Genomic DNA, 14502 nt, shown 5'->3' with positions numbered 1-14502 from the left:
TTAACCGCATGATAGACTATGCATCTTAACAAGGCACATCGCGAGTAAATCTATGAAAATCGGCATTATTGGTGCAATGGAAGAAGAAGTTACGCTGCTGCGTGACAAAATTGAGAACTGTCAGACTCTCTCTCTCGGCGGCTGTGAAATCTACACTGGCCTGCTGAATGGAACTGAGGTTGCTCTGCTGAAATCAGGCATCGGTAAAGTGGCTGCTGCGCTGGGCGCGACGCTGTTGCTGGAGCGCTGCAAGCCAGACGTTATCATCAATACCGGTTCTGCTGGCGGTCTGGCCCCGACGCTGAAAGTGGGCGATATCGTGGTCTCTGATGAAGCACGCTATCACGATGCCGATGTCACCGCTTTCGGTTATGAGTACGGCCAGCTTCCGGGCTGTCCGGCAGGCTTTAAAGCCGACGATAAACTGGTAGCGGCGGCGGAAAGCTGCATTGCCGAACTGAACCTGAACGCCGTGCGCGGCCTGATTGTCAGCGGCGACGCCTTCATCAACGGTTCAGTCGGTCTGGCAAAAATCCGTCACAACTTCCCGCAGGCAGTTGCCGTTGAGATGGAAGCGACAGCCATTGCGCACGTTTGCCATAACTTCAGCGTGCCGTTTGTGGTGGTTCGCGCCATCTCCGACGTGGCCGACCAGCAATCTCACCTGAGCTTTGACGAATTCCTCGCCGTTGCCGCGAAACAGTCCACCATCATGGTGGAGACGCTGGTTCAGAAACTGGCGCGTGGCTAAGTTGTTAAGGGCGCTGGTCGCCCTGTCTCTGCTTGCTCCGGCGTGGCTTCTTGCTGCGCCGCGTGTCATTACTCTCTCTCCCGCCAACACTGAGCTGGCCTTTGCCGCCGGGATCACGCCCGTTGGCGTCAGCAGCTTTTCCGACTATCCGCCCGAGGCGCAAAAGATCGAGCAGGTTTCAACCTGGCAAGGGATGAATCTTGAGCGCATCGTGGCGCTAAAACCGGACCTGGTGCTGGCCTGGCGCGGAGGCAATGCTGAACGGCAGGTCAATCAACTCTCTTCGCTGGGTATAAAAGTGCTGTGGGTCGATGCCATCAGCATTGAGCAAGTGGCACAGGCGTTACGCGATCTGGCCGCCTGGAGTCCTGCGCCGATAAAGGCCCAGCAGGCCGCACAGCAACTGCTTAACGACTATGCTGCGCTGAAAGCAGAATATGACACGCCGACGAAAAAGCGGGTATTCCTGCAGTTTGGCACTCAGCCACTTTTTACCACCGGCAAAGGCTCTATTCAGAATCAGGTTCTGGAAGTGTGCGGCGGTGAAAATATCTTTGCCGCAAGCCGTGTGCCCTGGCCGCAGGTCAGCCGCGAACAGGTGCTCGCACGTCAGCCCCAGGCGATCGTCGTCGTCGGGAATGCGAGCGACATTCCTAAAATCGAAAAATTTTGGCAAAGCCAGCTAAAAATCCCGGTTATTCCGCTACACAACGACTGGTTTGAACGCGCAAGCCCGCGTATTATCCTCGCCGCAAAACAACTCTGCGCCGCGCTCGCTCAGAGTCATTAATTTGGCCCCTCACTATTCGAGGATGTGAAGATGCTCGTTTACTGGCTGGATATCCTTGGCACAGCCGTTTTTGCCATTTCCGGCGTATTGCTCGCAGGGAAACTGCGCATGGATCCGTTCGGTGTGTTAGTACTCGGCGTGGTGACGGCGGTAGGCGGAGGAACGATCCGCGATATGGCGCTCGATCACGGTCCGGTTTTTTGGGTCAAAGATCCCACAGATCTGGTGGTCGCGATGGTGACGTGCCTGCTGACGATCGTGCTGGTTCGTCAACCTCGTCGTTTACCCAAATGGATCCTTCCGGTGCTGGATGCCGTCGGACTGGCGGTGTTTGTCGGAATTGGCGTCAATAAAGCCTTCATGGCGGGTACGGGTCCGCTGGTGGCCATCTGCATGGGCGTATTGACCGGCGTCGGCGGCGGGATCATACGCGATATTCTGGCGCGCGAAGTGCCGATGATCCTGCGAACCGAGATCTACGCCACCGCCTGTATTATCGGCGGCATTGTCCATGCGACGGCGTTTTACACTTTTGGCGTAGAACTGGAAACGGCGGCGATGATCGGGATGGTCGTCACGCTGGTGATTCGTCTGGCGGCGATACGCTGGCATTTAAAATTGCCGACGTTTGCACTGGACGAACAGGGGCGATAAAAAACAAAACGGCAACCTCATCAGGCTGCCGTTTTTGATATTCGCGTCCTCTCACACAGGAAGAGGACCGGGGTGAGGGCATCTGGCCGCACGCCCCTGGAAAATCAGATGCTGAACGAAGAGCCGCATCCGCAGGTGCTTTTCGCATTCGGGTTGGTCACCACAAAGCGAGAACCTTCCAGGCCTTCGGTATAATCTACCGCGCCACCGACCAGATATTGCAGGCTCATCGGGTCAACGACCAGCGCGACGCCCTGCTTCTCGATGGTCATATCACCATCGTTGATTTGATCGTCAAAGGTAAAGCCATACTGGAAGCCGCTGCAACCGCCGCCAGTAATATAAACACGCAGTTTCAGCTCCGGATTGTTCTCATCGGCAATCAGGCTTTTCACTTTTATGGCTGCTGCTTCGGTAAACTGCAACGGCAGCGCTACGTCATCACTCATTTTTTGCTCCCATGAATACTGCTACTGAATCGGATTAAAAAACATCCAATTCTTTTTTTCATTATCTAATACCCTGGTAATTCATTCAAGTATTCTGCTGCCCGGCTCGCTCAGACTCTTGCTTTGCCAGGGTGCGGGCAAGAATGGTGGAGTATAGCGGCTTTCCACCCAGGAATTGGGCTAATAGTGTCGCGCCGAGGCAAGTAATGATCATTGGCAAAATGAGCTGATAATTGTCAGACATTTCCAGAACCAACAGAATGGCGGTTAATGGCGCACGTAAAGAAGCGGCCAATAACGCCCCCATTCCGGCGATGGCAAAGGTTCCCGCCTCAAGATTATAGGCCGGGAAACTCACAGCCGCCGCCATGCCAAACGCCGTGCCAAGCAGCGTACCGAGCGCCAGCATGGGAGCAAATATTCCCCCCGGCGCGCCCGAAGAAAAACACAGCAGCGTCGTGATCACGCGGGTGATAAACAGAAACAACAGCATGCCGATGCTAAAATTTCCCGCAGCGGCAATGGGAATCAGACTAAACCCGCCGCCTGCCGCTTCAGGCTCGATCAGCCCCAGGATCCCACACAGCCCGCCGAGCAGACCGCCCACCAACACCCATTTAGTGATATTTCCACCGTGAATGCGCTGGAACATATCCTGCGTGCGCAGCACCAGGGTATTAAACAGCGGCCCAACGATTCCGAAAATCATCCCCAGAATCAGATACAGCCAGAGCGTATTCACCGGCGCGTTAGTGAGCTTTCCAACCTCAATCACCGCCCCTTCACCGTTAAAAATGCGGAATACGATGCTCGACATAATCACGCCGGTGAAAACCGCTTTGATCGAAATAAGGTTATAGCGGAACTGCGACCGCATCTCTTCGATGATAAACAGGATGCCAGCCAGCGGAGCGTTAAATGCGGCGGAAAGACCGGCAGCGGCCCCGGTCGCCAGCAGCGTATGACGCGCTTCAGCGTCCCGCATCCGAAACAGATCCGCCACCATTCGTCCGATATTGCCACCCAGCTGTACCGTTGGGCCTTCGCGCCCCAGCACCATGCCAGCCCCCAGCGTGCCCAGTCCTCCAATGAATTTAACAGGGATCACGCGCCACCAGCGAACCGGGCGCAACTCCTCCAGCGCCCCTTCAATTTCAGGGATACCGGAGCCGCCCGCTTCTGGCGCAAATTTGCGTACCAGATAATAGCCAATCATCGCCAGAACAGCCGATACCCCAAAGGCTAGCGGCCACAGTAGCCACGGGTTCGCAGCCTGCTCCGCCAGCGTCCCGATACGCAGGTTTTGTATCGCATTCACGGCTTTCTCAAACGCAACGCCCACCAGGCCTGCCAGAGTACCCACCACCGCCGACATCACCAGGATCAACAGCGGTGTTTTATCGCGATTGAGCAAACGCCGGAGGCTGGCCCGGCGTCGTGTACGAGCAAACTGCTGCTCTTCGAAAGAGGAATTTTCTGCTGTCATCACGGGTTCTTTTATTAGTCATACAAATAACGCAGGGATTTTAATGCCCCTGACGCCGTTCGTCGCCTGAAAAATCCTAAACAATTGTTCAGGATCATGAGGGCAAAAATTTTATAACCTTCGGCGAATCCCTTAGAATAGTTGGCTTAACTCTTTTCTACGAACCAGGAACGACGCTATGAGTAAGTCAGAAAACCTCTACAGTGCTGCACGTGAGCTTATCCCGGGCGGGGTGAACTCTCCCGTTCGTGCCTTTACCGGCGTGGGCGGAACTCCGCTGTTTATTGAACGTGCGGACGGCGCGTATCTGTACGATGTCGACGGCAAAGCCTATGTTGATTACGTCGGCTCCTGGGGTCCAATGGTGCTGGGTCATAACCACCCGACCATTCGCAATGCGGTTATTGAAGCGGCACAGCGCGGTTTGAGCTTCGGTGCGCCGACCGAGATGGAAGTTAAAATGGCCGAGCTGGTCACCGAACTGGTGCCGACCATGGATATGGTGCGCATGGTGAACTCCGGGACGGAAGCGACGATGAGCGCCATCCGTCTGGCGCGCGGCTTTACCGGTCGCGATAAAATTATCAAATTCGAAGGCTGTTACCACGGCCACGCCGACTGCCTGCTGGTGAAAGCCGGTTCTGGTGCTCTGACTCTCGGCCAGCCAAACTCACCGGGCGTGCCTGCTGACTTCGCTAAACATACCCTGACCTGTACTTATAACGATCTGTCGACCGTGCGCGCGGCGTTCGAGCAATATCCGCAAGAAATCGCCTGCATCATTGTGGAACCGGTCGCGGGTAACATGAACTGTATTCCGCCGCAGCCGGATTTCCTGCCGGGTCTGCGCGCGCTGTGCGACGAGTTTGGCGCGCTGCTGATTATCGACGAAGTGATGACCGGTTTCCGCGTCGCACTGGCGGGCGCACAGTCTTACTACGACGTGGTGCCTGATCTGACCTGTCTGGGCAAAATCATCGGCGGCGGTATGCCGGTGGGCGCATTTGGCGGACGCAGAGACGTCATGGAAGCTCTGGCTCCAACCGGCCCGGTCTATCAGGCGGGTACGCTTTCCGGTAACCCGATTGCGATGGCCGCGGGCTTTGCCTGTCTGACCGAAGTGGCCCAGCCCGGTATTCACGAAACGCTGACCGAACTGACCACCCAGCTGGCGAATGGCCTGCTGCAAGCCGCTGAAGAAGCGGGTATTCCGCTGGTTGTGAATCATGTTGGCGGGATGTTCGGGATCTTCTTCACCGACGCGAAAACCGTGACCCGCTATCAGGACGTGGTGAAATGCGACGTTGAGCGCTTTAAGCGTTTCTTCCATCTGATGCTGGAAGAGGGTGTCTATCTGGCGCCGTCGGCGTTTGAAGCGGGCTTTATGTCGGTTGCGCACAGCGCAGAAGATATCAACAACACCATCGACGCCGCGCGTAAGGTATTTGCGAAGCTCTGATGGGTGCGGCCTGATGCCCTCCCCCACGGGAAGAGGGCGAAAACACTCCAAGCGGCAGCCTCCCGGCTGCCGCTTTTTTATCTGCTCTGCTTCCTCAGCAAATAGATAAAGTACGGCGCACCGATAAAGGTTGATAACAGCCCTGCCGGAATCTGATACGGGAATAGCACCATTCTGCCCAGCCAGTCAGCGATGACCAACATAATCCCCCCGGTGAGCGCCGACATAACGATGTGCGGCATCGTGCGGCGGAAACCCATCATGCGCGCAATGTGCGGAGCCATCAGACCGATAAAGCTCAACGGGCCGATGGTCAGGGTTGCGACCGCGGTCAGGCAGGCGGCCAGCAGCAACAGCCCCACGCGCGATGGCGCCAGTGCGATCCCAACCGCCCGAGCCGTTTCACCGCCCAGCGGCAAAATGGTCATCCAGCGCCGACACAACGGGGTCATCGCCAGCAACAGCACCATTGCGATCCCACTGTGAACCACCTGAGCGGCCGTTGCGTTGTAGGTCGATCCGGATATCCACGTCAGGATCTGCGCCATGCGCGGATCGCCGCTGGCCTGCAGCATCATCAGCAGCATGGTAAATGCCGTGCTCAGCGCCATCCCGGCCAGCAACATTCGATGCGGTGAAAAGCCCCCGCGCCCGGCGGCGATCATGATGATCATCAGCGTCACAGCCGCCCCGATACTGCCCGCCGGCATCAGCCAGCCAAACGCATCACCCGGCACAAAGAACAGCATCAACACCACGCCAAACGCCGCCCCCGAGCTAATGCCCAGCACTTCGGGGCTGGCCATCGGATTACCGGTCAGCCGCTGGATGATACAACCGGCCACCGCCAGCATCACCCCGGCAATCAGCGCCGAGAAAATGCGCGGCCATCGCCACTGCAACAGCTCATCCAGCATTGGGCCGGTAGCCCAGTGCCAGCCGCTGGCATCGCGCCCCAGTGAAAGCGCAACACAGGCGACAACCAGCAGCGCGATAAGACCTGCAAAAACAAACCACTGAATATGCTGACGTTCGGCATAGACTTTGTCCCCGGCATCCATCGCCGGCGCGCTCATACTCCGCAGACGTGGCAGTAGCCACAGCAGAAGCGGCGCACCAATCAGCGCGGTGACGGAACCGGTGGAGACCTCCATCCAGACGCGTGCCAGCCAGAGAATAATTTGATCGGAAAGCCACAGGATCAGCGCTCCAATCAGCGGCGCTAAAATCAGACGCGACAGCAGGCGGCGCGCGCCCAGCATCTTCGCCAGCAGCGGCGCAAACAGCCCGATAAAGCCGATAATCCCGACCGCATTCACCAGCAGCGCGCTGAGGACAATCGCCAGCGTCAGCGCCGCAAGGCGAGCCAGAGAAAGCGCCAGACCCAGATTGCGGGCCACGCCATCGTCAAGGCCCATCAGCGTCAGCGGACGCAACAGCAGCAGGGTGAGTACCACACCGCCAATCAGCTGCGGCCACAGGCGTTGTACGATGCTCCAGTCCGTCTGCGTGAGCGTCCCGGTACTCCACAGAAACATGCTTTGCAGCTCATCGTGATGGAACAGCACCAGCAGCTGATTAATGGCGCCACAGTAAAGGCTCACCACCAGCCCGGCCAGAATCAGCGTCACCGGAGAAAGACGTTTCCCCCAGGCCACGCCAAACACCAGCGCGCCCACCACACAGGCCCCCGCCAGGGCAGCAAACTGGCTGGTCAACGCACCGGGCAGCGCCCACAGCGTGGTAATCGTGATCCCAAGCTGCGCGCCGGTGGCGACGCCGAGCGTCGTCGGTTCCGCCAGCGGATTGCGTAACACCTGCTGGAACAACACCCCGACCAGCCCCAGCCCCGCGCCCACCAGCAATGAAATCGCCAGCCGGGGCAACAGGCTGTAGTGGAACAGCATTTGCTGAATATTATCCATATCCGGTACAGCAAAGGCCTGGCCCCACTGCGCGCGCGGCAGCGCAACCGACAGATTGCTCCAGGTTAAGAGCAGCGCCGCAATGAAGACAACGGTCAAAAGCAGCGTCGGGAAAAGCGCGAACCGTGATTTCATGCCTTGCCTCCCAGCGCGCCATCAAGCAGCCGGGCGAAGTGCATCGCCGAGAGGGTCGCACCGTAGAACCAGGCCGCAGGCGCGCGATAGAAACGCTGCGCACGGACGAACGGCATCGCCTGCCACAGCGGGGTCGCCATCAGCGTTTGCATCTCACGTTCATTTCCATGATCAAAACAGAGCACATCCACATCGCGGAATTGCACGAGGCGATCGATCCCGATCGCCGTACTGCCCCAGAAGGTCATCTCCCCTTCCCAGGCGTTGCGGATACCGAAGCGATCGAGCACTTCCTGGAACAGGCAGTTTTTGCCAAACACCAACACATGGCGGGCATCCAGCAGGGTCACCATCAGCAGAGGACGGTCGCCACGGCCAGCGAAACGCGGTTTAAGGGAGTCGATAAAACTGTCGAAGTGATCGAGATGCTGAGTCGCCGCACTCTCTTTATCCAGCAGTTGTGCCATTTCGGTCAGCGAGTGACGCGCCATGGCTAACGGTTTTTTACCGTCGCTAAAGGCAAATCCCTGCCCCGGCGCAATGCGTGCCAGCGTCTCAGGAGAGGGGCCGTAGCCCGCAGACCAGACCAAAAAGGAGGGCTTCATCTGCGTCAGAAGTTCGAGATTGGGCTCGGTGCGCAGACCGATGTCGATGACCGACGCAGGCAGCTTCGGCTCGTTCACCCACAGGGTGTAATTAGGAATATCGGCCACGCCATAGGGCGTGACGCCCAGCGCCAGCATCAGCTCCACCGGCAACCACTCCAGCGCCACAATACGATGCGGGTCTATCGCTGCCGCCCGGGCGTTACCCATTTTAAACAGCAGTGGCGAAAGCGCTATAGCCGTCAGTAAGCGACGGCGACTGATCAAAGTAGAATCCAGCATCAGTACACAAAGCTCACCGGTGCAGCCCCTGCTGGATGAGGCAGAATACCCATTGGAATGCCGTATATCTGCTCCAGCGTTTCACCACGCATCAGCTCAGAAGGCGTACCTTGCGCAATCATCTCGCCGCCGCGAAGGGCCACCAGATAATCGCAGTAGCGCGCGGCCATGTTGATATCATGCAGAACGGCAATCACCGTCAGGCCACGCTGCTGGCTTAAACGATGAATTAGCGCCAGCACATCCACCTGATGCGCGATATCCAGCGCCGACGTGGGTTCGTCCAGCAGCAGGCAGTTACTGTCCTGCGCCACCAGCATCGCAATCCACGCCCGCTGACGTTCGCCGCCAGACAGACTATCCACCAGACGATGCGCCAGCGGTTTTAACCCCACCAGCGTTATTGCCTCTTCCACTTTTTCTCTGTCGGCCACGCCAAAACGCCCGAGCGCACCGTGCCATGGATAACGCCCAATCGCCACCAGTTCACGCACGGTCATCCCTTCTGCTTGCGGCAGTTGCTGCGGCAGATAAGCCACCTTGCGTGCAAAGGCCTTGCTGTTCCAGCTCTCCAGCGGTTGTCCATCAAGCAAAATCTCGCCTTCGGACGGTGGCTGATGACGCCCCAGCATTTTAAGCAATGTGGATTTACCCGAACCGTTATGACCGATAAGGCCCGTGACTTTGCCGACAGGGAATGTCAAAGAGAGCGGATGCAGCAGCGTGCGTCCAGGAACGCGAAAGGAGGTGTTATCAAGCGCAAACGTAGTATCGGAGTGCGTTTTATTTTCCTGCATAGTGGCCAACTTGTTAAAGGGCACGGCGAACCGTGCCCAAAGAGAGATTAGAAGCGGAAGGTCGCCGTGGCAACAACCTGGCGTTCAGCACCCCAGAAGCAGCCGTAGGTGTTGAAGCAGCTTGCGACGTATTCACGATCCAGCAGGTTGTTGACGTGAACCGCTACGTTGGAGCCGGCCATACCGAAGCGTGCCAGATCGTAGCGTACCAGGGCATCGACAACGGTGTAGCTGCCCACTTTGAAGGAGTTCGCCGGGTCGCCATAGCTGGAGCCGGTGAGGCGTCCGCCGGTACCCAGGGTCAGGCCAGACAGCGCACCATCAAAGAAGGTGTAATCGCCCCACAGAGAAGCCATATGTTTTGGCACCTGCGCTGGCGTGTTGCCTTTGTAGTTGGTGTCCGTGGTGTACTCAGCATCCGTATAGGTATAAGAACCGACCACATTAACACTGGCAGACAATGCCGCTTTCGCTTCGAGTTCAACGCCGCGTGAACGAATTTCACCGCCTTCAACCGAGAAGAATGAGCCTGCCGGGTCGGCCATCAGGTTGTTGGTTTTGGTCAGCTGGTAGACCGCGCCGGTCAGCACGATAGGACGATCGCTCGGCACATATTTCACGCCGGCTTCGTATTGCTTGCCTTTCGACGGGGAGAACAGTTTCCCCTGAGCATCAGTTAGTGAAGCTGGTTCGAAAGATTCGCTATAGCTGAAGTAAGGCGTTACGCCATTATCAAACAGGTAGTTAACACCGCCACGCCAGGTGAACTGAGTATCGTTACGCGTGGACGTTGTGTTATATACACGGTTGTAGGAGTCCTGATTGGCCCAGTCGTAACGGCCGCCCAGAGTCACCAATACTTTATCCCACTGCGCCTGATCCTGAACATACAGGCCCGTTTGTTTCTGGCGGTTTAGAATCTGATATGGACGGGAAGTCACCGGGTCTTTCGAGTTGAAATCGAAATCGGTCCTCACCGGATTGTAGAGATCCAGCAGCGGCACGGAATCGTCGTAACCGAACCAGGAGTTGATGTCATTACGCATACGCATAAAGTCAACGCCCGTCAGCAGAGTGTGGTCCACAGATCCGGTTGCAAATTTGCTCTGCAATTGTGTGTCGACGGTGAAGTTTTGCAATTTTTCATCATCAACAACGTATCTGCGCGCCAGATAATGGCCTTTGTCCGCTGGTGCTAAGGCCGCACACTGTTTGCTGCCCACATTCGCCGGATCGGTACAGACGCCATAACCGTACACGCTATTCTGCGACACGTTAACTTGCGAGTAACGCAGGTTCTGACGCACCGTGAAGGTATCGTTGAATTCGTGATCGAAGCTGTACCCAACCATTTTCTGGTTACGGGAGTAGGTATTGTTCTTCGCACCTTCGTTGAAATCAGTCGGCAGACGATTGCCGTTTGGCAGCGGCTCGACCGTCCCCTCTTTTGGCAACCAGCCGTAATAGCCCGTTTCCGGCTCATTCTGGAAGTAAGAGAGGAAAGTGAAGTTGGTTTTATCATCCGGGCGCCAGGAGAACGATGGCGCGATGGCGTAACGCTGCTCTTCCGCACCCTTCTGTTGGGCATTATTGGATCGCGCCAGACCGATCAGGCGGTAGGAGTACACGCCGTCATCATCAATGGCATCGCTGAAGTCAAAGCCGGTCTGGAACAGGCTATCGGTGCCCATTTTGAACTGGATCTCTTTCAGCGGTTCCGTGGTCGGACGCTTACTTACCATGTTCAGCAAACCGCCAGGGCTGCTTTTTCCGTACAGCACGGAGACCGGACCACGCATGATTTCAGCGCGCTCCAGCATATAAGGGTCAATCACCGCGTCGTTATAGAAGTTGCCCTGCATCTTCATACCGTCGAGGTAGTTGTTCTGGCTCTGACCATCGGCCGCAAATCCGCGAATCACCAGATAGTCATAGGTGTTTGATGCGCCACGCGTGCCAACCGCCACGCCTGGGGTATAGCTCAACGCCTCTTTCACCGAACGTGGCTGATGCAAAGCCATCTCTTCGGCGGTCACCACAGAAATAGACTGCGGAACTTTTTGAATAGGGGTATCGGTTTTGGTGCCGGTTGCGGACTGACGTGCCGCGATAGTTGCCGCCGGTCCCCATGCACTTTCTTGTGCTGCCGGAGCCGCGGTCACCGTAATGGTGTCTTCTTTTTGGGTGGTTTCTGCCGCATGTGCAAAAGTCGACATGCCGCTTACCGCTGTGGCTACAACGACTGCGATTTTACGCAGCGAAGAATTCATTGGCTGAGCAGTTTTGAGCGCCATTGGTATATCTCTGATTAAAGAGTGAATGATAACGTAAACGAGAATTATTATTATGACCGCAGAATAATATGCGAAACGCTGGCGGCATAGCAAGCAATAAGCGGCCCTACAAGAATTGAGGGTTTAAGAAATAACCAGAGGGAAAATGGGGAGTTAAAGCAGGATTAAATAAGGGTTAGGAATATGTTCTGTATGCGTGAATAAATTCCCTCTCCCGCAGGAGAGGGAATTGGCTGACTTAGTTTCCGCCAAACATATCTTTGATCCAGCCGGCTACGCCGTCGCTGTCTTTCTTCTCATTCTGCGGCTGCTGTTGAGGCTGCTGCTGTTGAGGCTGAGAAGATTGCTCAAACGGATTGCCTGTCGGCTGTTCCGGTTGGCTTTGCTGGCAAAGAGAGTCCGGGTTGTCCGTCCAGACCGGCAGTGAACGCATCCCGCCGCCACACACGAAGTTACCGGATTCATCGACGCCCATATCCACCACATCTTCCGGAGCCGTCAGATTGAGCGGGACCGGTGACTGGTTAGTCAGGTAGCGTTGATAAATCGACATCGCGCCGCTGGCACCATACAGTTTGGTCGGCTGGTTGTTGTCGCGCCCTACCCAGGTAATCACCACTTCACGACCGTCGATACCCGCAAACCAGGTATCCACGTTGTTGTTGGTGGTCCCGGTTTTACCCGCCAGATGCAGGCCAGGATATTTCGCGCCCAACTGGCGGCCCGTACCGCGCTGCACAACTTGCTGCATGGTCCAGAGCGTCATGTAAGCCGCCTGAGCCGGAACCGCACGCTCCGCCTGCGGGAAGCTTTGGTACAGCACCGAACCGTCTTCAGAAATCACCGAACGCACGGCAGAAAGCTGAGCGCGATTACCGCCGCTGGCGATGGTCTGGAACGCCTGCGCCACTTCAATCGGCGTCAGGTTCAACGCACCCAGAATCATCGCCGGAACCGGATGCAGCTGATCTTTCGGTACCCCCAGCTTCTGCCAGGTGTCGGTGATCGCCGGCAGACCCAGCGCCATCCCGAGGTTCACCGTCGGGACGTTCATCGAGCGAGTCAGCGCATCCACCAGCATCACCTGACCGCTGAACTGTTTATCGTCGTTCTGCGGGGACCACACCTGGCCGTTTGGCTGACGCAGCGCAATCGGCGCATCGGCAATCCAGGTATTCAGTCGATACTGATTCGGCTGGCTAAGTGCCGTCAGATAGGTCGCCGGTTTTGCCAGAGAGCCAATCGAACGACGCGCCTGCATCGCACGGTTGTAGCCCGCAAACTGCGGCTCCGCACCGCCGACCATTGCGCGCACTTCGCCGCTGTAGCGGTCAACCACGACCATCGCGGTTTCCAGATCGCTCAACTTACGCTGTTTTTTCAGCACCGGAATGCCATCGACAGCGGCTTTTTCCGCCGCATCCTGCGCAACCGAGTCAAAGGTGGTAAAGATCTTCACGCCGGAGAGATCTTTCACTTTATCGCCCAGCTTCGCTTGCAGCTCCTGACGCACCATCTGCATAAACGCAGGCTGCGGGGAGATCACGCCACCGCGCGGCTGTACGCCCAGCGGACGTGCGCTCAGCATGTCATACAATTCCTGATCGATGACCTGCTGCTGCTGCAGCAAACGCAGAACCAGATTACGACGTTCAAGCGCCAGCTTCGGATTACGCCACGGGTTGTAAATCGACGCGCCTTTTACCATGCCCACCAGCAATGCCTGCTGATCGAGGCTCAGCTCTTCTACCGGACGACCAAAGTAATACAGGCTCGCCAGCGGGAAACCACGGATCTCGTTATCGCCGCTCTGACCGAGATACACCTCGTTCATATACAGCTCAAGAATACGATCTTTGCTGTAGCGGGCGTCCATCAGCACAGCCATGTACGCTTCGTTAGCTTTACGCCAGTAAGAGCGTTCGCTGGAGAGGAACAGGTTTTTCACCAGCTGCTGAGTCAGGGTACTTGCCCCCTGCACGGTGCGACCGGCAGTCAGGTTTGCCAGAACCGCACGGCCAATGGAATACAGGCTAACGCCGTCATGCTCATAGAAGTGACGGTCTTCGGTGGCGAGCAGAGTATCCACCAGCAGATCCGGGAAACCGTTACGCGCGACAAACAGACGCTGCTCGCCGTTTGGCGAGGAGAGCATGGTGATCAGGCGCGGATCGAGTCGGAAGAAACCAAACTGACGGTTGCTGTCCAGGTTCTCGATGGTTTCCAGATGATCGCCATCAAAAGTCAGGCGCGCACGCACCTGCCCCTCTTTGCTGTCCGGGAAATCAAACGGACGGCGAATCATTTCGATGCTTTTCGCCTGCACGGTAAACTCGCCAGGACGCGTCATCTTCGTCACCTGGCGGTACTGCGTGGCTTCCAGCAGCTTGACCATTTCATTCTTGCTGATGGACATATCTGGCTCAAGGTTCACCATGCGGCCATACACTGCCGCTGGCAACTGCCAGACTTTTCCGTCGATACGGCTGCGGATCTTTTGATCCAGATACACACCGTAGATCGCCATCAGGGCAATAAATACAATGAACAGCTTCAGCAGCAGCCAGAACCATCCGCGTCTGCCACGAGGCTTGCGCCCTTTGCCTTTCCCTTTACGCGGCATAGGTTCTTGATCCTCATCGTCGTCTTCATAGTCATCGTCATAATCCTCATCTCTAAGGCGACGACGGCTGATTTTCTCTTTCGCCGGACGCGCAGGTTTACCCTTACGTCCTATTGGCTCGCGGTCATTCCCCGCCATGCTTTTTCTCCGCAACATTCAGGCGCAAAGGCCAGATTCTCTTTTCTTCCACCCGGCGGTGAAAGAAGAAATCTCTCAAAACAAAAGCAAAACGGTAACACTAGTTGCCGTTTT

At 56.7% G+C, this 14502-nt stretch carries 11 protein-coding genes; 4 read left to right on the top strand and 7 right to left on the bottom strand.

Annotation, left to right across the window (positions count from 1 at the left end):
• The first annotated feature begins 52 nt into the window (after positions 1–52).
• The 3 genes from mtnN to SOM82_RS03955 are packed head-to-tail and all read left to right on the top strand — an operon-like array spanning position 53 to position 2195.
• Entirely contained in the window at positions 53–751 is a 699-nt protein-coding gene (mtnN, locus tag SOM82_RS03965) for a 5'-methylthioadenosine/S-adenosylhomocysteine nucleosidase (RefSeq protein ID WP_154127245.1), read from the top strand.
• Positions 744–1541, top strand: coding sequence for a vitamin B12 ABC transporter substrate-binding protein BtuF (gene btuF, locus SOM82_RS03960; protein WP_320460296.1), 798 nt, complete (start codon positions 744–746; stop codon positions 1539–1541). Before mtnN ends, btuF begins: the two co-directional genes overlap by 8 nt.
• A gap of 30 nt (positions 1542–1571) precedes the next feature.
• On the top strand, positions 1572–2195 hold the full coding sequence (locus SOM82_RS03955; protein ID WP_154127244.1) for a TRIC cation channel family protein: 624 nt from the start codon (positions 1572–1574) through the stop codon (positions 2193–2195).
• A 104-nt stretch (positions 2196–2299) separates the two neighbouring features.
• Here SOM82_RS03955 and erpA read toward each other — a convergent pair whose 3' ends face one another.
• Both erpA and clcA read right to left on the bottom strand, forming a co-directional pair.
• Complete coding sequence (gene erpA / locus SOM82_RS03950) at positions 2300–2644, bottom strand: iron-sulfur cluster insertion protein ErpA (RefSeq protein ID WP_100777570.1); 345 nt, start codon at positions 2642–2644, stop codon at positions 2300–2302.
• 85 nt (positions 2645–2729) lie between these two features.
• The gene (gene clcA, locus SOM82_RS03945) at positions 2730–4130 is read right to left on the bottom strand and encodes a H(+)/Cl(-) exchange transporter ClcA (RefSeq protein WP_154127243.1); all 1401 of its coding nucleotides are present in this window, start codon (positions 4128–4130) and stop codon (positions 2730–2732) included.
• Positions 4131–4308: 178 nt separating this feature from the next.
• Here clcA and hemL point away from each other — a divergent pair, with 178 nt between their 5' ends.
• Positions 4309–5589: a glutamate-1-semialdehyde 2,1-aminomutase gene (gene hemL, locus SOM82_RS03940; protein ID WP_320460297.1), complete on the top strand. Its 1281-nt coding sequence runs from the start codon at positions 4309–4311 to the stop codon at positions 5587–5589.
• 77 nt (positions 5590–5666) lie between these two features.
• Here hemL and fhuB read toward each other — a convergent pair whose 3' ends face one another.
• The 5 genes from fhuB to mrcB form a co-directional block, all read right to left on the bottom strand.
• Positions 5667–7649, bottom strand: coding sequence for a Fe(3+)-hydroxamate ABC transporter permease FhuB (gene fhuB, locus SOM82_RS03935; protein ID WP_320460298.1), 1983 nt, complete (start codon positions 7647–7649; stop codon positions 5667–5669).
• Positions 7646–8536 (bottom strand): Fe(3+)-hydroxamate ABC transporter substrate-binding protein FhuD, encoded by an 891-nt coding sequence (gene fhuD, locus SOM82_RS03930; RefSeq protein WP_320460299.1) that lies wholly within the window; start codon positions 8534–8536, stop codon positions 7646–7648. Before fhuD ends, fhuB begins: the two co-directional genes overlap by 4 nt.
• Entirely contained in the window at positions 8536–9333 is a 798-nt protein-coding gene (gene fhuC, locus SOM82_RS03925; protein WP_154127239.1) for a Fe3+-hydroxamate ABC transporter ATP-binding protein FhuC, read from the bottom strand. The genes fhuD and fhuC overlap by 1 nt, the downstream gene beginning before the upstream one ends.
• A gap of 47 nt (positions 9334–9380) precedes the next feature.
• Entirely contained in the window at positions 9381–11627 is a 2247-nt protein-coding gene (fhuA, locus tag SOM82_RS03920) for a ferrichrome porin FhuA (protein WP_320460300.1), read from the bottom strand.
• Positions 11628–11865: 238 nt separating this feature from the next.
• Positions 11866–14388 (bottom strand): bifunctional glycosyl transferase/transpeptidase, encoded by a 2523-nt coding sequence (mrcB, locus tag SOM82_RS03915; RefSeq protein WP_320460301.1) that lies wholly within the window; start codon positions 14386–14388, stop codon positions 11866–11868.
• Positions 14389–14502: the final 114 nt, after the last annotated feature.

Source organism: Lelliottia sp. CFBP8978, assembly GCF_034046055.2.
Lineage (GTDB): Bacteria > Pseudomonadota > Gammaproteobacteria > Enterobacterales > Enterobacteriaceae > Enterobacter.
The sequence above is the reverse complement of the archived record's forward strand: the minus strand, read 5'-3'. Positions and strand labels throughout refer to the sequence as shown.